The sequence below is a fragment of the Uliginosibacterium sp. TH139 genome (assembly GCF_002855595.1).
GTDB classification, from domain to species: domain Bacteria; phylum Pseudomonadota; class Gammaproteobacteria; order Burkholderiales; family Rhodocyclaceae; genus Uliginosibacterium; species Uliginosibacterium aquaticum.
Window position 1 is genome coordinate 254772 of the sequence record NZ_PKRR01000002.1, and the last position, 19347, is coordinate 274118.

The window sequence follows — 19347 nt, forward strand, 5'->3', positions numbered from 1 at the left end:
ACACATGAGCGGGCACGCGCCACTCTCTCTCGTGAATGTCTGCAACGACGCCGGGGAAGTGGCCGAGCCGGCCTGGCTCGCCCGCGCGGAAGCCGTCCATCGTCAACTGCGCCCGGCCCTGCCTGCTGATTACGCCGCCAAGATGCGGCGCGTATTTGCCGGCGGAGCACGCATGACCCTAGCCACACGTGGCGAAGCCGTTTGCGGCCTGGCGGTATGGCGCTGGCACGAGAACACCTTCGACGGCATCAAGTTTTACATCGATGATCTGGTCACCGATGCAGCACTACGCTCTCAAGGCGTGGGAAAATCCCTCATTGCCCAGCTTGAAATGGAAGCGCAGCAGCGCGGCGCCGAGGCGCTGGTGCTGGACTCCGGCACGCAGCGCCAGCAAGCGCACCGCTTCTATTTTCGCGAAGGCTTCGTAATCACCTCGTTCAACTTCAAGAAACAGCGCGTATGAAACCGATGAATGTAGGCCTGCTGGGCATTGGCACCGTAGGCGGCGGCACCTGGACTGTCCTCTCCCGTAACACGGAGGAAATCACCCGTCGCGCCGGCCGCCCAATCCGCATCACCGCCGTGGCTGACCGCAACACGGAGCTCGCTGCAAAAGTCACCGGCGGTGCCGCGCGTGTCACGGCCGACGCCTTCGAATTGGTCCGCGACTCTGAAATCGATATCGTCGTCGAGCTGATCGGCGGCTACACCATCGCTAAAGATCTGGTCCTTGCCGCCATCGAGAACGGCAAACACGTCGTCACCGCCAACAAGGCCCTGCTCGCTGTACATGGCAAGGAAATCTTCGCCGCCGCGCAAGCCAAGGGCGTGACCGTGGCCTTCGAAGCCGCCGTCGCCGGTGGCATCCCGATCATCAAGGCGCTGCGCGAAGGCCTCTCGGCCAACCGCATCGAATGGATCGCCGGCATCATCAATGGCACCACCAATTTCATCCTGTCCGAGATGCGCGACAAGGGCCTGCCCTTTGCCGACGTGCTCAAAGAGGCGCAAGCCCTCGGCTACGCCGAAGCCGATCCGACCTTCGACATCGAAGGCGTGGACGCTGCGCACAAGATCACGTTGATGTCCGCCATGGCTTTCGGCATCCCGGTGCAGTTTGACAAGGCCTATATCGAAGGCATCACCAAACTCGAAGCCACCGACATCAAGTATGCCGAACAGCTCGGTTACCGCATCAAGTTGCTGGGCATTGCACGCCGCCGCGACGCCGGTATCGAACTGCGCGTGCATCCGACCCTGATCCCCACCAAGCGCCTGATCGCCAACGTGGAAGGCGCGATGAACGCCGTGCTGGTGCAGGCCGACGCCGTGGGCGCCACGCTGTACTACGGCAAAGGCGCCGGCGCAGAGCCGACCGCCTCAGCGGTGATCGCAGACCTCGTGGATGTCACCCGCCTGGCTACCGCCAGCGTCGAGCACCGCGTGCCGGCACTAGCCTTCCAGGCCGACCAGCTGGTCGACCTGCCCATCCTGCCGATCGAAGAAGTCCAGACCGCCTACTACCTGCGCATGCGGGTAGAGGACAAGACCGGCGTGCTCGCCGACATCACCCGCATCCTCGCAGACGGCAAGATCTCCATCGACGCCATGCTGCAGAAGGAACCGGGCGAAGGCGAATCACAGACCGACATCATCCTGCTGACCCATGTCGCTGTTGAAGGTCAAGTCAATGCAGCGATTGCGCGCATTGAAGATCTCGCCACTGTCGTCGGCAAGGTCACCAAGATCCGTCTGGAAGAACTCAACTAAGCTCACAGCCGGGCGCCAAGGCGCCCGGGCACGGGAATCCTGCAACCATGCAATACCTCTCCACCCGCGGCCAGTCGCCGCAACTCGGCTTCTCCGACATTCTGCTCGGCGGCCTGATGCAGGACGGCGGCCTGTCGCTGCCGGCCGAATATCCGCAGATCACCGACGCCGAGCTCAGCGCCATGCGTGGAATGAGCTACGCGGAGCTGGCCTTCACGATCCTGTCGAAGTTCGCCACCGACATTCCGGCCGAAGACCTGCGCGCGCTGACCGCCAAGACCTACACGGAGCAGGTCTACTGCAACGGCCGCCCGGATTCGGACGCCAAGCAGATCACGCCGCTGCGCAAGCTGGAGACCAACCTCTACCTGCAGGAGCTCTCAAACGGCCCGACGCTCGCCTTCAAGGACATGGCGATGCAGCTCCTGGGTAATCTGTTCGAGTACGTGCTGGCCAAGCGCGGTGAGGAGATCAACATCCTCGGAGCGACCTCGGGCGACACCGGCTCGGCGGCCGAGTACGCGATGCGTGGCAAGAAGGGGGTGCGCGTTTTCATGCTCTCGCCACGCGAGAACATGAGCGCCTTCCAGCGCGCCCAGATGTATTCGCTGCAGGACGCGAACATCTTCAACCTCGCCGTGCGCGGGATGTTCGACGACGCGCAGGACATCGTCAAAGCCGTTTCCAACGATCTCGATTTCAAAGCAAAGTACAAGATCGGCGCGGTGAATTCGATCAACTGGGGCCGCGTCGCCGCGCAGATCATTTACTACTTCAAGGGCTATCTGGCCGCCACCACCAGCAACGATCACGAAGTTAATTTCGCGGTGCCCTCGGGCAACTTCGGCAACATCTGTGCCGGCCACATCGCACGCATGATGGGCCTGCCGATCCGCAAGCTAATCCTCGCCACCAACGAAAACAATGTGCTCGACGAGTTCTTCCGCACCGGCGCCTACAAGCCGCGCAAGACTGCAGACGTGAAGGTCACGAGCAGCCCGTCGATGGATATCTCCAAAGCCTCGAACTTCGAGCGCTTCGTCTTCGATCTGGTCGGCCGCGACCCGAAGGTGGTGGCCGAGCTGTGGAAGGCCGTCGACTCCGGCGGCTACTTCGACCTCTCCGCCACGCCTTACTGGGCACGCATGGAAGAGTTCGGTTTCGTCTCCGGCGCCAGCAGCCATGCCGACCGCCTCGCCACGATCCGCCGCGTGTACAAGGATTACGGCCTGATGATCGACACCCACACGGCCGACGGCATCAAGGTGGCGCTGGAGCATCGCGATGCAGACATCCCGACCATCGTGCTGGAAACCGCACTGCCCGCGAAATTCGAAGAGACCATCATCGAAGCCTTGGGCGAGAAACCCTGGCGTCCCGCCAGCATGCAGAACATCGAAGCCCTGCCGCAGCGCGTGGAAGAAATGCCTGTTGATGTGCAGACGGTTAAAGACTTCGTAGTGCAGCACACGCGCTGAGCGTTACCGGCACCTGTCACGAAGGGTCGCTGTGGCGGCCCTTTTTTGTGGTCCCCGACCCTAAACAATTCGGATCACCACAAACAAAAAGGGCCGCGATTTCGCGGCCCTTTTCTTTGATACCGCGCCCTGACGGACGCCAATATCAGTGTTCGCCCAGCACGGAAACCGTAACCGGAACCACCACGTCGGTGTGCAGAGCCACTTCAATCGCGTGGTCGCCCACGAGCTTGATGGCGCCGTTCGGCAGGCGAACGCCAGCCTTCTCGACCGGGTGACCCAGTGCCACCAGCGCTTCAGCGATATCGCCAGTGCTGACGGAACCGAACAGACGACCATCCACACCGGCCTTGCGGACGATCTGAACGGTCACGCCTTCCACCTTGGCGGCGGCGGCTTGAGCACCTGCCAGCTTTTCAGCGGCAATCTTTTCCAGTTCGGCACGGCGAGCTTCGAACTCAGCCAGGCTGGCAGTAGTCGCGCGCTTGGCACGGCCGCTCGGGATCAGGAAGTTACGAGCGTAACCTTCCTTCACGTTGACGACATCGCCCAGGTTGCCGAGGTTGACGACTTTTTCAAGCAGAATGATTTGCATCGTGAGTCCCCCGGGTTACTGGTGCAGGTCGGTGTAAGGCAGCAGCGCCAGGAAACGGGCGCGCTTGATCGCGGTCGACAGCTGACGCTGGTAGCCGGACTTGGTGCCGGTGATGCGTGCCGGCATGATCTTGCCGTGCTCGGTCACGAAATCCTTCAGGATTTCGGTGTCCTTGTAATCGATCTCTTCAATCTTTTCAGCGGAGAAACGGCAGAACTTGCGACGCTTGAACAAGCCACCGCCGCGATTGCCACCCTTCTTTTCGTCCTTCTTGGGCCTGAATGCCATGATTAATTTCCTTCCAACAATTCAAATGTTCTGATGTGCAGTACCGGAGCCCGGTTTCGGGCGCTCTTGGCAGCGAGAAAGCCTTCAATGGCGAGTCTGCTACCCGGTGCTACCACTTCGATCTGCTGTGCTGCGGGGCCGACAGCCCTGAGACTGAGTTCGCAGGAGACTTCACGTTCCGCACCGGCTTCCATCTGCCGGCTCTGATGTTCGATGCGTAATTCCAGCACCGGCACCCGGGCAGGCGTCCATCGCATAGCTTCTTTTGCGACCAGGACTCCGGAGATACGAACCGTGTTCTCTCCACTCACTCCGCTCAGGCTTCCGGTTGGGCAGCCTCGGGCTTGGCTTCTTCAGCGGCAGCCGGGGTCAGCGAACGGGACTTCTCTTCCTTCATCATCGGCGAAGGAGTCGTAACAGCCTTCTTCATCTTGATGGTGAGGTGACGCAGCACGGCGTCGTTGAACTTGAACGCGTGCTCAATTTCGTCGAGGGTCGGCTGATCCACTTCGATGTTCATCAGAACATAGTGAGCCTTGTGGATCTTCTGGATCGGGTAAGCCAGCTGACGGCGGCCCCAGTCTTCCAGACGATGGATCTGTCCATTGCGCGAAGCCACGACGGACTTGTAGCGCTCGATCATTGCGGGCACCTGCTCGCTCTGATCCGGATGGACGATGAAAACAATTTCGTAGTGTCGCATGCGGACTCCTTACGGGTTGAAAACAGCTCCCCGGCATGCGTACCGGTGGAGCAAGGGAACCCGCAATACTAGTGCAAAAAGGCGCCCAGAGCAAGCGAACCGGTCATTTCGCCCACAACGCCCAAAGACCATACTGAAAGGAGGCCTCAAGCGGCTTTCCATACGCAACCGTTCTTGCGTAATACTTCGCTCATAACACTGAAAACAGCCCTGCCCCAACATGCTCAAGATACTCGTCATCGACGAAATTCAGGAACGCGCCCTGGAGATCTGCGAGGGTCTGACCCGCGCCGGCCATATGGTCGCTGCGGTACTGCCTGATGCAATCGAACTCCACGACCGGGTGCAGCAGCTGCAGCCCGACGTAGTACTGATCAATACCGAATCTCCCAGCCGTGACACGCTGGAGAACCTCGCCGTGCTGGACCGCAAGATGCCACGCCCGGTGCTGATGTTTGCCGAAGACGATGCGGACGACGTCATTCGCCAGGCCATGCGTGCCGGCGTCTCTTCCTATGTAGTGGATGGCCTAGCCCCCGAGCGCCTGCAAAGCCTGCTCAAGGTTGCCACCCTGCGTTTCGAGGAATACCTGGCCTTGCGCCAGGAGCGCGATGAAGCCCAGCGCAAGCTCTCCGAACGCACCCTGGTCGATCGCGCCAAGGGCATCCTCATGAAATCCCGCAACATGAGCGAAGACGAGGCCTATCACGCCCTGAGGAAGCTGGCGATGGAGCGCGGCCGCAAGATCGGCGAAGTGGCAGAGCAGATCATCTCGGCAGCAGACCTGCTGCTCGGCTGACCCCACGCCCTGCCGTCCCTGCCCCACGACAGGCAAGACGGGGCCGCCCTGCACCAGGAAAAAGCCGTAGCACAAGCACTTCGCACAAACCATTTCATAAAAATGGTTTTTTGATTCGGATCAAACTGGTGCCTGAGCGCCATTCCGGCACATTCACAGTGCGTCATTTTTCCTGCCAGACCACTATCAAGAAGCGCTCCATAAACATCGAGGCCTTGTAGCGCAAGGATTTCAGGAATCTGGCACGCCCCATGCTAACTCTCCATTGAAGTCGAGCCAAAGATGGCTTGCATGGACAACGGCGTCCAGCCCTTCTGCCAAGTCGGCAGCAAGGAGCTGTGGCGCCGTTTTTCTTTTGGTGCCCTTCCAATTACCCCGGAGAGAGAATCATGACGGAGAAATACGATGCCAACCTCAGCCGACGCAGCTTCCTCAAGCAAGGTGCTGCCGTGAGCAGCGCCGCCGCCGTGGCCGCCAGCGGCCTGCTTCCCGCCACCAGCGCGTGGGCAGCAGGCAGCGACAAGCCAGAGCTCACTGAAGTCAATATCGGCTTCATTCCGCTGACCGACTGCTCCTCGGTAGTAATGGCAAGCGTGATGGGCTTCGACAAGAAATACGGCATCAAGATCAATCCGACCAAGGAAGCCTCTTGGGCTGGCGTGCGCGACAAGCTGGTCAACGGCGAACTGCACGCAGCGCACGTCCTCTACGGCCTGATCTACGGTGTGCATCTGGGCATCGGCGGCCCGAAGAAAGACATGGCCAACCTGATGACCCTTAACAACAATGGTCAGGCCATCTCGCTCTCGAACGAAATGCGCGACAAAGGCGCTATCGACGGACCTTCACTGGCCAAGCTGATTGCCAAGAAGGACAAGGAATACACCTTCGCCCAGACCTTCCCGACCGGTACCCATGCCATGTGGCTCTACTACTGGCTGGCTGCCAACGGCATCAATCCTATGAAGGACGTGAAGACCATCGTTGTGCCTCCTCCGCAAATGGTGGCCAACATGCGCGTGGGCAACATGGATGGCTTTTGCGTGGGCGAACCCTGGAACCAGCGCGCCATCATCGACAAGATCGGCTTTACCGCTACCACGACACAAGACATCTGGACTGATCACCCAGAGAAGATCCTCGGCACCACGGCCGAATTCGTGCAGAAATACCCAAACACGGCCCGTGCCATGATCTGCGCGATTCTCGAAGCCTCGATGTGGATCGACACCAGTGCTGCCAACCGCAGCAAGACTGCCGAAACCATCTCAGCCAAGGCTTACGTCAACACAGACACCGACGTAATCCGTAGCCGCATGATCGGCCAGTATGAAAACGGCCTCGGCAAGACCTGGTCGGAGAAGAACTACATGAAGTTCTACAACGACGGCACGGTGAACTTCCCCTACCTCTCCGATGGCATGTGGTTCCTCACCCAGCACAAGCGCTGGGGCTTGCTCAAGGGCGAAGTGGATTACCTGGGCGTGGCCAAGAAAATCAACCAGATCGAGCTCTACAAGCAGGCCGCTGCCATCGTCAAAGCGCCGATCCCGAAGTCCGACATGCGCAGCTCGAAACTCATCGACGGCGTGGTGTGGGACGGCAAGGATCCAAAGAAGTATGCCGAGAGTTTCAAGATCAAGGCCTGACAACCGGGCATTCTGAATCCAGTCAACGGGCGGGGCCCCAGCCCCGCCCGATCAGGAGTAACGATCATGAGTGCAGCCAGCCTGAGCCTTACCGCCAACAGCAGCAACCCGGCGCCCGCAGCCGAGCCCACAAGCCCCGCCAGGACGACAGAGAATCACATGACCAGTGCAGCCCCCGCCACCATCGCCGCGAGCAAGCCGGCGCCTAAAAACTACGCCGAGCCGATCGGCCGAGCCTTGCGCGCCCTCCTCCCTCCGATCCTGGGCTTCGCCTTGCTGGTCGGCATCTGGGCCATCGTCTCGATGAAGAATAAAGGCATACCGACACCGGAAGTCGTCTGGCATGCCGCCGTCACCCTGTTCTCCGATCCCTTTTACAGCAATGGCCCGAATGACCAGGGCATCGGCTGGAACATCCTGTCCTCGCTCAAGCGCGTTGCAATCGGGTTTGGCTTTGCCGCCGCCGTCGGCATCCCGCTGGGCTTCATGATCGGCCGCTTCAAGTTCCTCAGCGCCGCGCTGGATCCGATCATCTCGCTGCTGCGCCCGGTGTCCCCATTGGCCTGGTTGCCAATCGGCCTGCTGGTGTTCAAGAAGGCCGACCCGGCCGCCACCTGGACCATCTTCATCTGTTCCATCTGGCCGATGATCCTCAACACCGCTCAAGGCGTACAGCGCGTACCGCAGGACTATCTCAACGTGGCCCGGGTCCTGAACCTCTCTGAATGGAAGGTCATCACCAAGATTCTCTTCCCTTCTGTTCTGCCCTATATGCTGACCGGCATCCGCCTCTCGATCGGTACGGCCTGGCTGGTCATCGTAGCCGCTGAAATGCTCACCGGCGGCGTTGGCATCGGCTTCTGGGTGTGGGACGAATGGAACAACCTGAAGGTCGAGCACATCATCATCGCCATCTTCGTGATCGGTCTGGTCGGTCTGCTACTTGAACAGTTGCTGATCCAGATCGCCAAGAAATTCAGCTACGACAGCAACAGCTGAGGAGAACCGTCATGAAATCACTGGTACAGATTGAAAACGTCGGCATGAGCTTCGAAACCAAGAAAGGCTCTTTCGTCGCCCTGCGTGACATCAACCTGCAGATCAACGAAGGCGAGGTCGTCTCGCTGATCGGGCACTCGGGCTGCGGCAAATCCACACTGCTGAACCTGATCGCCGGCCTGACCCTGCCCACCGACGGGGCACTCATCTGCGGCGGGCGCGAAATCGCCGGGCCGGGCCCGGAACGCGCGGTGGTCTTCCAGAATCACTCGCTGCTGCCCTGGCTGACGTGTTTTGAGAACGTCTATCTCGGCGTGGAACGCGTCTTCGGCCAGAAGGAGGGCAAAGCCAAACTCAAGGCCCGCACCATGGCCGCCATCGAAATGGTGCACATGGCGCATGCAGCAGACAAACACCCCGGCGAGATCTCCGGCGGCATGAAGCAGCGCATCGGCATTGCCCGCGCCTTCGCCATGGAACCCAAGATCCTGCTGATGGACGAGCCCTTCGGTGCACTCGATGCGCTGACCCGTGCCGCCCTGCAGGACGAGCTGATCGGTGTAATGCAGAAAACCGGCGCCACCGTGGTAATGGTGACCCACGACGTGGATGAGGCTGTGCTGCTGTCCGACCGAGTGGTGATGCTCACCAACGGCCCGGCCGCCACCATCGGCGAGATCCTCGAAGTGAATCTGGCCAAACCACGCAATCGCCTGACGCTCGCCAACGACGCGGAGTACACCCGCTGCCGGGCAGCGATCATCGAGTTCCTGTACCAGAAGCAAGTCCGGAAAGCCGCCTGACCCTCCTCCAGCAGTTGTTTGAGCGCCCGCCGGCCTGCAAGCCGGCGGGCGTTTTGTTGTTCAGCCCCTCGAACGCCCGCTCGAGCCTCAAGACAGGGCAGCGCTCGCCCACAAACGGGGCACCCCCAGGCATTCAAGGCCTTTTCAGCGCCCCAGACGGCCAATCAAATCCAATCAAATCAGTCTCTTGTGAAAAATGGCCCGGGACCTGCTTAAAACCATCCACCAAGCACCAAGCCCCGTAAAAAGCCGGGGCGTGCAATTGCACGACAAAGACGTCGCGCAGTACAGGATCAACGGCGATCTCTGGTAGCTGAATTTCAAGCCAACCCACAGAGAGAAGCAGATCCATGGACAAGCAATCCTTTCTCAAGGCCGGCCATACGCCGACCCTGCTCGCCGCCTTCCTGTATTTCGACCTCGCCTTCATGGTCTGGGTGCTGCTCGGCCCGCTGGCCGTACAGATCGCCGTGGATCTGCAACTGAGCGCCGCCCAGAAAGGCCTCATGGTCGCCACACCCCTGCTCGCCGGTGCGCTACTACGCCTGGTGATGGGCGTACTGGTCGACCAGATCCAGCCCAAGAAGGCCGGCCTGATCGGCCAGTTGATCATTCTCGGCGCACTGTGCTGTGCCTGGTATTTCGGCATCCATAGCTACACCCAGATCCTGGTGCTGGCTATCTTCCTCGGCGTGGCCGGCGCATCGTTTGCCGTAGCCCTGCCGCTGGCCTCGCGCTGGTATCCGCCGGAGCATCAGGGCACCGCCATGGGCATCGCCGGTGCCGGCAACTCCGGCACCGTGCTGGCCGCCCTGTTCGCCCCGGGCCTGGCCATGGCCGTAGGCTGGAACAATGTCTTCGGCCTCGTCCTGATCCCGCTCGGCATCGTCTTCGTCATCTACTGCGCAATCGCCAAGGATGCCCCCAACAGCCCACCGCCCAAGCGCCTCGCCGACTATGCCAAAGTACTGACTGATCGCGACGCCTGGTGGTTCATGTTCTTCTACTCGGTGACCTTTGGCGGCTTCTCGGGACTGGCCAGTTCATTGGTCATCTTCTTCAACGGCGAATACGGCCTGGACCCCAAGACCGCTGGCTACTTCGCCGCGGCCTGTGTGTTTGCCGGCAGCGTATCGCGTGCCATGGGCGGCAATTTTGCCGACCGCATCGGCGGCATCAAGATGCTCACCGGCGTCTATATCGTGGCCGCGATCTTCCTTGCCATCGTGAGCGCCGGCATCAGCAACGTCTGGCTCGCCGCTGGCGTGATCTCGATTGCCATGCTCGCACTGGGCATGGGCAACGGCGCGGTATTCCAGCTCCTGCCGCAACGCTTCCGCAAGGACATCGGCGTCATGACCGGGCTCGTGGGCATGGCCGGCGGCATCGGCGGTTTCTACCTCGCCTCCAGCCTCGGCTACGCCAAGCAGCACACCGGCAGCTACCAGATGGGGCTCTTGATCTTCATCGGTCTCGCGGTGGCTGCATTGCTGGGCCTCACCGGCGTAAAGACCCGCTGGCGCACCACCTGGGGCGCAGCGGTGGCGGCAAAGATCTAGAAACCTGATAGTGGGGAGTGTGAAGTCGGGCGTGGGATAAAGTCACGTTTCCCCACACTTCCACCTCCCACCGCCACTTCCCACTCCCCCATGCCTCTTACCGTCACCCTCGGTCACGCCTCGCTGACTGGCCCGCGCGCCCGCAACGAGGATTTCGTCGGCGCCGTCACGCCAGAAGGGGCCGAGCTCGACAACAAAGGCCTGCTCGGAGTGGTCGCGGACGGCGTGGGCGGCCACGCTAACGGGCGCGAAGCCGCCGAGTTCACCGTCCGCAGCCTGCTCAGCGATTACTACGCCACGCCGGATACCTGGGCCGTGCCTCAGGCGCTGGACAAGGTGATCGGCGCGGCTAACCGCTGGCTGGTATCACAGTCAGCCCGTCGCAGCGAAACGGCTGGCATGGCCACCACGCTCTCGGCGGTGGTTCTACGAGGCCGGCGCTGGATCACGGCGCATGTAGGCGACTCGCGTATCTATCTGCTGCGGGAAGGGCAATTGCGCCGCCTGACCCAGGATCACGTGTGGGAGCACCCGGAGCTGAAGACCGTGCTGTCCCGCGCGGTTGGCCTCGACAAGCATCTTTCCATCGACTTCGGCGAAGGCGAGCTGAATGAGGGCGACTGCTTCATTCTGCTGAGCGACGGGGTGTGGGGCACGCTGCGCGATGCACGCATCCAGAGCCTCATCGAAAGCCATCCGGACGCTCAGGAAGCCGCTTTCGCACTGGCCGACGGGGCGGTCGACAGTGGTGCGCAGGACAACTGCACGGCCCTGGTGATTCGTGTCAGCGAATTGCCGCGCGACACCCTGCGCGATTCGCTGGCCCGCCTGCGCGAGTTGCCGCTGCCGCCGCGCCTCAAACCGGGGCAAAGCCTGGACGGGCTGGAGGTGCTTGATGTGCTGCACGACTCGCGCATCACCCTGCTCTACCGTGTGCGCATGCCCGCCGGCGGTATCGCCGTGCTCAAGACCCTGCATGCCAGCGCCGACCTGGAGGATGCCGCCGCACTCGCCCACGAGGAGTGGATTGCCCGCCGGGTCACCGATGCAGCCTTCCCGCAGGTGATCCCGTGGCCCTCGCGCAGCCACCTGTACTACCTGATGAGCTGGCACGAAGGGGAGAGCCTCAAACAGCGCCTCGCCCGCGGCCACCGCTTCAATGCGTCCGAAGTAACCGAGACAGGAGAGCGCCTGCTCAAGGGGCTGGCCACTCTGCATCGGCTGGCCATCGTGCATCGCGATATCAAGCCGGACAATCTGCACCTGGGTGCCGATGGGCGCCTGCGCATCCTTGATCTGGGCGTGGCAGCCGCCGATGGCCAGCACGAAGGCGAACGCTTCGGCGAGATCAACAATCCCGGCACCCCTTCCTACATGGCGCCGGAGCTCTTCCAGCAAGGTGCCGAGCGCCCGCGCGCCAACGAATCCAGCGATCTGTACGCCGTTGGCGTCACGCTCTACGAACTCGCCACCCGCAAGTATCCGTACGGCGAGATCGAACCCTTCCAGCATCCGCGCTTTGGCGACCCGGTGCCGCCCACACGTTACCGGCCGGACCTGCCGGAATGGCTCGAATCGGTGTTGCTGAAAGCCGTGGCACGCGAACCGGAGCGCCGCTTCGAAACCGCCGAAGAATTCCTGCTGGCCCTTCAGCGCGGCGCCCATCGCCCGCTCGCCGTGCCACGCCAGCGCCCGCTGCTGGAGCGCGACCCGCACGCGCTGCTGAAGCTCGTGTGCGCCCTGTCGCTGATCGCCAACCTGCTCCTGCTGCTCCTGTTCCTGAGCAAATAAAGAGTGCGGCGCCATGCTTCAAGAACGTGCATCCTCGCCCTCCGCGAGTGCATCGAAGGCCTGATAAAAACACTATAAAAACAACCAAACCCTTGAATTTCAATGAGTTAAAAAGTCTGGCACAACGCGTGCTTTGATTTGGATCAATATCGAGCACCAAGTACGGCTGGGCAATCCTGCCGTACGCAACCGGCCAGCAACGAAGCTGTCCGGACAGGGTCAAGGGCGATCTCTGGTGTAGCTGAAGATTTATGAACAGGACGTATGTCAAGACGTCCTCAGCTTTCAACAGAGGGAACCGCATGGAAAAGCTCAAGCTCGTCATGGTTGGCAATGGCATGGCCGGTGTGCGCACGCTCGAGGAGCTGCGCAAGATCGCTCCGGACATGTACGACATCACCGTCTTCGGCGCCGAACCTCATCCCAATTACAACCGCATCATGCTGTCGCCGGTGCTCGCCGGCGAGATGACCATCCAGGACATCATTCTCAACGACTGGAACTGGTACAAAGACAACGGCATTACCCTGCAGACCGGCAAGAAGATCATCAAGATCGATCGCAAGGCACGCAAGGTTTTCGCTGAGGACGGGACAGAAGCCGAATACGATCGCCTGCTGCTGGCCACCGGCTCGAATCCCTTCATCCTCCCGGTGCCGGGCAAGGATCTGCCGGGCGTGATCGCCTACCGCGACATCGCCGATACCGACGCGATGATCGATGCCGCCGCCCAGTACAAGCACGCAGTGGTGATCGGCGCCGGCCTGCTCGGCCTGGAAGCCGCTAACGGCCTGATCCTGCGCGGCATGAGCGTCACCGTGGTGCACATCGGCGAGTGGATCATGGAACGCCAACTCGACAAGACCGCGGCCAACATGATGCAGAAGGAGCTCGAGGCCCGCGGCATGCAGTTCCGCCTCGGTGCCCACACCGCCGAACTGGTGCAGGGCGAAAGTGGCCGCGTCTGCGCACTCAAGCTCAAGAGCGGCGAAACCCTGCCGGCCGATCTGGTGGTGATGGCTACCGGTATCCGCCCCAACACCGCGCTGGCCGAATCGGCCGGCATTCACTGCAACCGCGGCATCGTGGTCAATGACACGATGCAAACCTACGATCCGCGCGTGTATGCCGTGGGCGAGTGCGCCAACCACCGTGGCATCGCCTACGGTCTGGTCGCGCCGCTGTTCGAGCAGGCCAAGGTCGCCGCCAACCACATTGCCCAGTTCGGCATCGGCCGCTATCAGGGTTCGGTCACCTCCACCAAGCTCAAGGTCACCGGCATCGACGTGTTCTCGGCCGGCGACTTCTCCGGCGGCGAAGGCACTGAGGACATCGTGCTCTCCGACCCGGCGGCGGGCGTTTACAAACGCGTGGTGGTGAAGGACGACAAGATCGTCGGCGCCGTGGCCTATGGCGACACCGCTGACGGCTCCTGGTACTTCCAGATGCTCAAGGACGGCCAGAACATCGCCGACATCCGCGATCACCTGCTGTTCGGCAAGAGCCACCTCGGCGACGCGGGGCACAAGGGCCAGAACCAGGCCGCCAGCCTGCCCGACACCGCCGAGATCTGCGGCTGCAACGGCGTGTGCAAGGGCACCATCGTCAAGGCCATCAAGGAACAGGGCCTGTTCACGCTCGATGATGTAAGGAAGCACACCAAGGCCTCCAGCTCCTGCGGCTCCTGTACCGGGCTCGTGGAGCAGATCATCGCCTCCACCGTGGGCGGCGCCTACACCCCGGCGGACTCAACCAGCAAGCCGGTGTGCGGCTGTACCGATCACTCGCATGGCGAAGTACGCAAGGCCATCCGCGATCAGCACCTGACCAGCATCCCGGCCGTGATGCACGCGCTGGCCTGGAAGACGCCCAATGGCTGCGCCTCCTGTCGTCCGGCACTGAACTACTACCTGATTTCCACCTGGCCGCACGAGGCCAAGGATGACGCGCAAAGCCGCTTCATCAACGAGCGCGCCCACGCCAACATCCAGAAGGATGGCACCTACTCGGTGGTGCCACGCATGCTCGGCGGCCTCACCACGCCCGACGAGCTGCGCGCCATCGCCGATGCAGCGGACAAGTACGCCGTACCCACGGTGAAGGTCACCGGCGGCCAGCGCATCGATCTGCTCGGCGTGAAGAAGGACGACCTGCCCAAGATCTGGGCGGATCTGTCGAAAGCCGGCATGGTCTCCGGCCACGCCTATGGCAAGAGCATCCGCACGGTGAAGACCTGTGTGGGCGCCGAGCACTGCCGCTTCGGCACCCAGCGCTCGATGGACATGGGTGTGAAGCTCGAGAAGATGCTCTTCGGCATGTGGAGCCCGCACAAGGTCAAGCTCGCTGTCTCCGGCTGCCCGCGCAACTGCGCCGAGGCCGGTATCAAGGACGTCGGCGTGATCGGTGTGGATTCCGGCTACGAGCTGTATGTAGCCGGCAACGGCGGCATCAAGACTGAAGTCGCCGAGTTCTTCTGCAAGGTGAAGACCGACGAGGAGGTCATGGAGTACTCCGGCGCCTTCCTCCAGCTCTACCGCGAAGAAGGTTTCTACCTGGAGCGCACGGTGCACTACGTGCAGCGCGTCGGCCTGGAGTACGTGAAGGGCAAGATCGTCGAGAACGCCGCACTGCGCCGCGAACTCTACGAGCGCCTGCTCTACGCGCTGCAGGACTACACCGACCCGTGGCTCGAACGCAGCACTCTGGCCAACAAGGGCACGCTGCGCGCGGCTTACGAAGACTTCACGGCCTGAACTCTGTAGGTGCGGCTTCAGCCGCACATCGCCGACTGAAGTCGGCCCTAAGGAGTTCCCTGCACATCTGACAGGAGAAACATCATGAGCGAATGGGAAACCGATTTCGGTTTTGACGACGAAGAGACACATTCGTGAGCTGCGCGCAGGGCGTAGAAAAACCCTGCCCCAACTCACGACGCCTGACTCACTACTCCCGAGAGAACAACCATGTCCGACTGGAAAAAAATCTGCGCCCTCACCGACATCCCGCAACTCGGCTCGCGCGTCGTAAAGACTGCCAAGCACGGTGACATCGCCATCTTCCGCACCTCGGAAGACGAGGTCTTCGCCGTGCATGACAAGTGCCCGCACAAACAAGGTCCGCTCTCGCAAGGCATCGTGCACGGCAAGCAGGTCACCTGCCCGCTCCACAGCTGGAAGATCAACCTCGACAGCGGCGAAGCCCAGGCACCCGATGTGGGCTGCACCAAGTCCTTCGCCGCCAAGCTCGAAGCCGGCGAAGTGTGGCTGTCGGTTTGATTGGTCGGGCGCAACAAGCGAAGCGGATTGCGCCCAAAGCCCCTGCACAGAGATAGAGGAAAACAACATGAACAGCAGCCTCAACCCCACCAGGCGTCGTGTGCTCTTCGCACTTGGCGCCCTTCCCCTGGCAGCCCGTGCGCTGGCTGCCCCCCAGAAGCCCGCAGAGATCGGCATGCTGGAGGCCATCAACCAAGCCGGTCGCCAGCGCATGCTGTCGCAACGCATGGCCAAGCTCTATGCCCAGCAACTGCGCGGCGTGCGCGAAGCCGATGCACGCGGTCTGCTGGCCGATTCGATGGCCTTGTTCGACAAGCAGCTGCAGACCCTGCGCGAGTTCGCCGCCAGGAAAAATGCGCCGGAACTGATCCAGACCTACGAGCAATTGGCCACCCGCTGGCTGGACTACCGGCGCGTGGTCGGCACCCCGGCCAGCAATGACGGCCTCAAGAGCGTCGCCGCACTCAACGAGCAGGTGCTGGCGCTGGCCAACCAGGGCACGCTGCAGCTTGAAGCCTTGCACGGCGGCTCGCTCGGCAAGCTGGTGAACATCGCCGGACGCCAGCGCATGCTGTCCCAGCGCATGTCCAAGTTCTACTTCTTCAGCGTGACCGGCGTGAACACGCCCGAAGTGAGCAAGGGCCTCGACGCGGCACGCAAGGAATTCGTGGCCGCTATGCAGACCCTCAAGATGGCACCGGAGAACACCAAGGACACCGAATCCTGGATCAAGCTCGCCGAAACCCAGTGGATGTTCTTCGACGACGCCCTGCGCGGCAATGCCAAGCAGCACGAGCAGGCCTATCTTGAAAACAACGTGGCCGTGAGCTCGGAGAACATCCTCCAGGTCATGGACAAGCTGACCGGCCTCTACGCAACCCTGAGCTGAACCGAGCAAACATGGCTGAAACCAAGGCTACCTGCCCCTACTGCGGCGTCGGCTGCGGCGTCATCATCCAGCATGATGGCGCCCGCGTGATCGAAGTGCGTGGCGACCCGGATCACCCGGCCAACTTCGGCCGCCTGTGCTCCAAGGGTTCGACCCTGCACTTCACCGCCCGTCCGGAAACCCGCCTGATCTTTCCCGAGCTGCGTCAGGGCCGCGCCGAGCCGCGCGCCCGGGTGAGCTGGGAGCAGGCGCTGGATACGGCGGCGGACAGGTTCGCCAGCGTGATCGCCGAGCATGGCCCGGACGCCGTCGGTTTCTACCTCTCGGGCCAGCTGCTGACCGAGGATTACTACGTCTTCAACAAGCTCGCCAAGGGTCTGATTGCCACCAACAACGTCGACACCAACTCGCGCCTGTGCATGAGCAGCGCGGTAGCCGCTTACAAACAGACGCTGGGTGCCGACGCACCGCCCTGTGCGTATGAAGACTTCGATCACACCGACTGCCTGCTGATCGCCGGTGCCAACCCGGCCTTTGCCCACCCGATTGCCTTCCGCCGCATCGAAGCCGCCAAGGCCGCCCGGCCTGGCATGAAGATCATCGTGGTGGACCCGCGCCGCACTGACACTGCCGCAAGCGCCGACCTGCATCTGGCGATTCTGCCAGGCACCGACATCTGGCTGTTCAACGCCATGCTCCACGTGCTGCTGTGGGAAGGCTATGTGAACATGCCGTGGGTGCGCGAGCACACCGAAGGTTTCGAAGCCCTGCGTGAAGCTGTGCGCGAAGCCACCCCGGCCACCGCCGCGCAGATCTGCGGCGTGAGTGAAGCGGACATCATCACCGCCGCCAAGTGGTGGGGCGAAGCGCAGGCCCCACTCTCCCTGTGGTGCATGGGCCTGAACCAGTCGCATCACGGCACCCACAATGGCACCGCGCTGATCGCCCTGTCACTCGCCGTCGGCAAGATCGGCGCACCCGGCTGCGGCCCCTTCTCGCTCACCGGCCAGCCCAACGCCATGGGCGGACGCGAAGTCGGCGGCCTCTCCAACCTGCTCTCGGCCCACCGCGATCTGGCCAACCCGGCGCACCGTGCCGAGGTCGCTGCGCTGTGGGGCATCGAGTCCGTACCGGAGAAACCCGGTCTGTCTGCCGTCGAGCTCTTCGAAGCGGTGCGCGAAGGCAAGGTCAAAGCCTTGTGGATCGCCTGCACCAACCCGGCCCACTCGATGCCGCAACAGGCCCTGATCCGCGAGGCGCTGGAGAAGTGCGAATTCGTGGTGCTGCAGGAAGCCTATGCCAACACCGAAACCGCAGCCTACGCCGACCTGCTCCTGCCGGCCCTGACCTGGGCAGAGAAGGAAGGCACGGTCACCAACACCGAGCGCCGCATCACCCATGTGAATGCCGCCATTCCCGGCCCAGGCGAAACCCGCGCAGACTGGGCCATCGCGCGCGACTTCGCGCTCTGCCTCGGCGCGAAGCTCGGCCGTAAGGACGTGCATCGTCTCTTCGCCTACCCCAACGCCGAATCCGTCTTCCTGGAGCATGCCGAATCCACCCGGGGCCGCGATCTGGACATCACCGGCCTCTCCTACGCCGTGCTCGACGAACTCGGTCCGCAGCAATGGCCCTTCCCGGCCGGCGCCTCGGAAGGCCGCACCCGCCTGTATGCCGATGGCAAATTCGAGACCGAGTCCGGCAAAGCGAAATTCGTCGTGCCGGCCACCACACTGACTTCTGAGGCCATCGACGCTCGCTATCCGCTGCGCCTCACCACCGGACGCCTGCGTGATCAGTGGCACGGCATGAGCCGTACCGGCAAGGCCGCCCGCCTCTACGCCCATGTCGACGAGCCACGCATCGAACTCAACAAGGCGGACATCGAACGCCGTGGCCTGCGCGATGGCGACCTCGTCAGCGTGAAGAGCCGGCGCGGTAAGGTGGTGCTGCGCGCCTATGCCACCGAAGAGATCAAGCCGGGGCACGCCTTCATCGCCATGCACTGGGGGCGCAATCTGCTCTCATCCTCAGGCGCCAACGAACTCACGCTCAACACCGTCGACCCCTTTTCCAAGCAACCCGAGCTCAAGCATGCAGCGGTGCAGATCGAAAAGGTCGATCTGCCACACCAGGCCCTGCTGATGAGAAGCGCCGTATATGCCGACGCTGCCAACGGCCTCGCCTTGGAACGCGCCGCAGCCCTTGAGCCGTGGCTGCGAAAGTTCGACTACGCCGTCATCTCGCTGGCTGGACGCGACTTTCCCTCGGTGGTGCTGCGCATCGCCCACAGCGAACCGATCCCAACCGAATGGCTGGAGCAGCTCGACGCCCTCATGGATCTGCAGGGCGATCAATGCATGGCCTATGCCGATGCGCGCCGCGGCGTGAGCAAGAAAGCCATGGTCGAGGAAGGCATCCTCACCGGCCTGCGCCTGACCGGCGAAACCGCCGCTGCGGGCTGGCTCAAGGAACTGATGATCGAGCGCGCGCCGACCGATACCGTGCGCCGCTGGCTCTTCGCTCCCTTGCCCAAGCCGCCCGGCCCCGGCAACAGCCGCGGACGCATTGTGTGCAACTGCCTCAACGTATCCGAGAACGAAATCAAGGTTGCAGTGGCCGCTGGCGCCGATCTGGCCAAGCTGCAGGAAGGGCTCAAGTGCGGCACCTCCTGTGGCTCCTGCGTGCCGGAGTTGAAGCGCCTGATCGCGGAAGGCAGCAAGGCCATCGTCTGACGCCGGGCTCAAGT

The 19347-nt window shown here is 62.3% G+C and carries 18 protein-coding genes; 13 read left to right on the forward strand and 5 right to left on the reverse strand.

From position 1 onward, the window contains the following. Positions 1–4 precede the first annotated feature (4 nt). From C0V76_RS04815 to thrC, 3 genes are read left to right on the forward strand one after another with little or no spacing between them, the layout of a single operon-like run. Positions 5–463, forward strand: a complete 459-nt coding sequence (locus C0V76_RS04815) for an N-acetyltransferase (protein WP_101941240.1) — start codon at positions 5–7, stop codon at positions 461–463. After that, entirely contained in the window at positions 460–1770 is a 1311-nt protein-coding gene (locus tag C0V76_RS04820; protein ID WP_101941241.1) for a homoserine dehydrogenase, read from the forward strand. The genes C0V76_RS04815 and C0V76_RS04820 overlap by 4 nt, the downstream gene beginning before the upstream one ends. A gap of 47 nt (positions 1771–1817) precedes the next feature. Continuing rightward, positions 1818–3248 (forward strand): threonine synthase, encoded by a 1431-nt coding sequence (gene thrC, locus C0V76_RS04825; RefSeq protein ID WP_101941242.1) that lies wholly within the window; start codon positions 1818–1820, stop codon positions 3246–3248. Between the two features lie 145 nt (positions 3249–3393). Here thrC and rplI read toward each other — a convergent pair whose 3' ends face one another. Genes rplI through rpsF form a run of 4 tightly spaced genes read right to left on the reverse strand, consistent with a single transcriptional unit; the run spans position 3394 to position 4834 of the window. Then, positions 3394–3843: a 50S ribosomal protein L9 gene (gene rplI, locus C0V76_RS04830; protein WP_101941243.1), complete on the reverse strand. Its 450-nt coding sequence runs from the start codon at positions 3841–3843 to the stop codon at positions 3394–3396. 15 nt (positions 3844–3858) lie between these two features. After that, complete coding sequence (rpsR, locus tag C0V76_RS04835; RefSeq protein WP_101941244.1) at positions 3859–4131, reverse strand: 30S ribosomal protein S18; 273 nt, start codon at positions 4129–4131, stop codon at positions 3859–3861. 2 nt (positions 4132–4133) lie between these two features. Continuing rightward, positions 4134–4442 (reverse strand): primosomal replication protein N, encoded by a 309-nt coding sequence (priB, locus tag C0V76_RS04840; protein WP_254048191.1) that lies wholly within the window; start codon positions 4440–4442, stop codon positions 4134–4136. A 5-nt stretch (positions 4443–4447) separates the two neighbouring features. Further along, positions 4448–4834, reverse strand: coding sequence for a 30S ribosomal protein S6 (gene rpsF / locus C0V76_RS04845; protein WP_101941246.1), 387 nt, complete (start codon positions 4832–4834; stop codon positions 4448–4450). 220 nt (positions 4835–5054) lie between these two features. Between rpsF and C0V76_RS04850 the strand changes: the two genes are divergently transcribed. From C0V76_RS04850 to C0V76_RS04865, 4 genes are all read left to right on the forward strand, one after another. Then, entirely contained in the window at positions 5055–5633 is a 579-nt protein-coding gene (locus C0V76_RS04850) for an ANTAR domain-containing response regulator (protein WP_101941247.1), read from the forward strand. A 389-nt stretch (positions 5634–6022) separates the two neighbouring features. Then, a complete protein-coding gene (locus C0V76_RS04855; RefSeq protein WP_101941248.1) occupies positions 6023–7282 on the forward strand; it encodes a CmpA/NrtA family ABC transporter substrate-binding protein in 1260 nt (419 codons plus the stop codon). Between the two features lie 66 nt (positions 7283–7348). Continuing rightward, positions 7349–8281, forward strand: a complete 933-nt coding sequence (gene ntrB, locus C0V76_RS04860; protein ID WP_101941249.1) for a nitrate ABC transporter permease — start codon at positions 7349–7351, stop codon at positions 8279–8281. Between the two features lie 11 nt (positions 8282–8292). Beyond that, positions 8293–9084, forward strand: coding sequence for an ABC transporter ATP-binding protein (locus C0V76_RS04865; protein ID WP_101941250.1), 792 nt, complete (start codon positions 8293–8295; stop codon positions 9082–9084). A 133-nt stretch (positions 9085–9217) separates the two neighbouring features. On the opposite strand, the gene C0V76_RS04870 is transcribed toward C0V76_RS04865, so the two are convergent. Continuing rightward, a complete protein-coding gene (locus C0V76_RS04870) occupies positions 9218–9436 on the reverse strand; it encodes a hypothetical protein (RefSeq protein ID WP_101941251.1) in 219 nt (72 codons plus the stop codon). Between C0V76_RS04870 and C0V76_RS04875 the strand changes: the two genes are divergently transcribed. The 6 genes from C0V76_RS04875 (at position 9435) to C0V76_RS04900 (ending at position 19333) form a co-directional block, all read left to right on the forward strand. Continuing rightward, the gene (locus C0V76_RS04875; RefSeq protein ID WP_101941252.1) at positions 9435–10643 is read left to right on the forward strand and encodes a NarK/NasA family nitrate transporter; all 1209 of its coding nucleotides are present in this window, start codon (positions 9435–9437) and stop codon (positions 10641–10643) included. The genes C0V76_RS04870 and C0V76_RS04875 overlap by 2 nt on opposite strands. A 90-nt stretch (positions 10644–10733) precedes the next feature. Next, positions 10734–12434, forward strand: coding sequence for a bifunctional protein-serine/threonine kinase/phosphatase (locus C0V76_RS04880; protein WP_101941253.1), 1701 nt, complete (start codon positions 10734–10736; stop codon positions 12432–12434). A 302-nt stretch (positions 12435–12736) separates the two neighbouring features. Then, positions 12737–15187 carry a nitrite reductase large subunit NirB gene (nirB, locus tag C0V76_RS04885; protein ID WP_101941254.1) on the forward strand — a complete coding sequence of 817 codons (2451 nt, stop codon included), beginning with the start codon at positions 12737–12739 and terminating at the stop codon, positions 15185–15187. Positions 15188–15397: 210 nt separating this feature from the next. Continuing rightward, entirely contained in the window at positions 15398–15709 is a 312-nt protein-coding gene (gene nirD, locus C0V76_RS04890; RefSeq protein ID WP_101941255.1) for a nitrite reductase small subunit NirD, read from the forward strand. A 67-nt stretch (positions 15710–15776) separates the two neighbouring features. After that, positions 15777–16598 carry a type IV pili methyl-accepting chemotaxis transducer N-terminal domain-containing protein gene (locus C0V76_RS04895; protein ID WP_158239146.1) on the forward strand — a complete coding sequence of 274 codons (822 nt, stop codon included), beginning with the start codon at positions 15777–15779 and terminating at the stop codon, positions 16596–16598. Positions 16599–16609: 11 nt separating this feature from the next. Next, positions 16610–19333 (forward strand): nitrate reductase, encoded by a 2724-nt coding sequence (locus C0V76_RS04900; RefSeq protein WP_101941257.1) that lies wholly within the window; start codon positions 16610–16612, stop codon positions 19331–19333. Positions 19334–19347 lie beyond the last annotated feature (14 nt).

What these genes read in the sequence shown, in the direction of transcription:
- C0V76_RS04815 (WP_101941240.1), top strand. Translation starts at nt 5, where the DNA reads ATGAGCGGGCACGCGCCACTCTCTCTCGTGAATGTCTGCAACGACGCC.
- C0V76_RS04820 (WP_101941241.1), top strand. Translation starts at nt 460, where the DNA reads ATGAAACCGATGAATGTAGGCCTGCTGGGCATTGGCACCGTAGGCGGC.
- thrC (WP_101941242.1), top strand. Translation starts at nt 1,818, where the DNA reads ATGCAATACCTCTCCACCCGCGGCCAGTCGCCGCAACTCGGCTTCTCC.
- rplI (WP_101941243.1), bottom strand. Translation starts at nt 3,843, where the DNA reads ATGCAAATCATTCTGCTTGAAAAAGTCGTCAACCTCGGCAACCTGGGC.
- rpsR (WP_101941244.1), bottom strand. Translation starts at nt 4,131, where the DNA reads ATGGCATTCAGGCCCAAGAAGGACGAAAAGAAGGGTGGCAATCGCGGC.
- rpsF (WP_101941246.1), bottom strand. Translation starts at nt 4,834, where the DNA reads ATGCGACACTACGAAATTGTTTTCATCGTCCATCCGGATCAGAGCGAG.
- C0V76_RS04850 (WP_101941247.1), top strand. Translation starts at nt 5,055, where the DNA reads ATGCTCAAGATACTCGTCATCGACGAAATTCAGGAACGCGCCCTGGAG.
- C0V76_RS04855 (WP_101941248.1), top strand. Translation starts at nt 6,023, where the DNA reads ATGACGGAGAAATACGATGCCAACCTCAGCCGACGCAGCTTCCTCAAG.
- ntrB (WP_101941249.1), top strand. Translation starts at nt 7,349, where the DNA reads ATGAGTGCAGCCAGCCTGAGCCTTACCGCCAACAGCAGCAACCCGGCG.
- C0V76_RS04865 (WP_101941250.1), top strand. Translation starts at nt 8,293, where the DNA reads ATGAAATCACTGGTACAGATTGAAAACGTCGGCATGAGCTTCGAAACC.
- C0V76_RS04875 (WP_101941252.1), top strand. Translation starts at nt 9,435, where the DNA reads ATGGACAAGCAATCCTTTCTCAAGGCCGGCCATACGCCGACCCTGCTC.
- C0V76_RS04870 (WP_101941251.1), bottom strand. Translation starts at nt 9,436, where the DNA reads ATGGATCTGCTTCTCTCTGTGGGTTGGCTTGAAATTCAGCTACCAGAG.
- C0V76_RS04880 (WP_101941253.1), top strand. Translation starts at nt 10,734, where the DNA reads ATGCCTCTTACCGTCACCCTCGGTCACGCCTCGCTGACTGGCCCGCGC.
- nirB (WP_101941254.1), top strand. Translation starts at nt 12,737, where the DNA reads ATGGAAAAGCTCAAGCTCGTCATGGTTGGCAATGGCATGGCCGGTGTG.
- nirD (WP_101941255.1), top strand. Translation starts at nt 15,398, where the DNA reads ATGTCCGACTGGAAAAAAATCTGCGCCCTCACCGACATCCCGCAACTC.
- C0V76_RS04895 (WP_158239146.1), top strand. Translation starts at nt 15,777, where the DNA reads ATGAACAGCAGCCTCAACCCCACCAGGCGTCGTGTGCTCTTCGCACTT.
- C0V76_RS04900 (WP_101941257.1), top strand. Translation starts at nt 16,610, where the DNA reads ATGGCTGAAACCAAGGCTACCTGCCCCTACTGCGGCGTCGGCTGCGGC.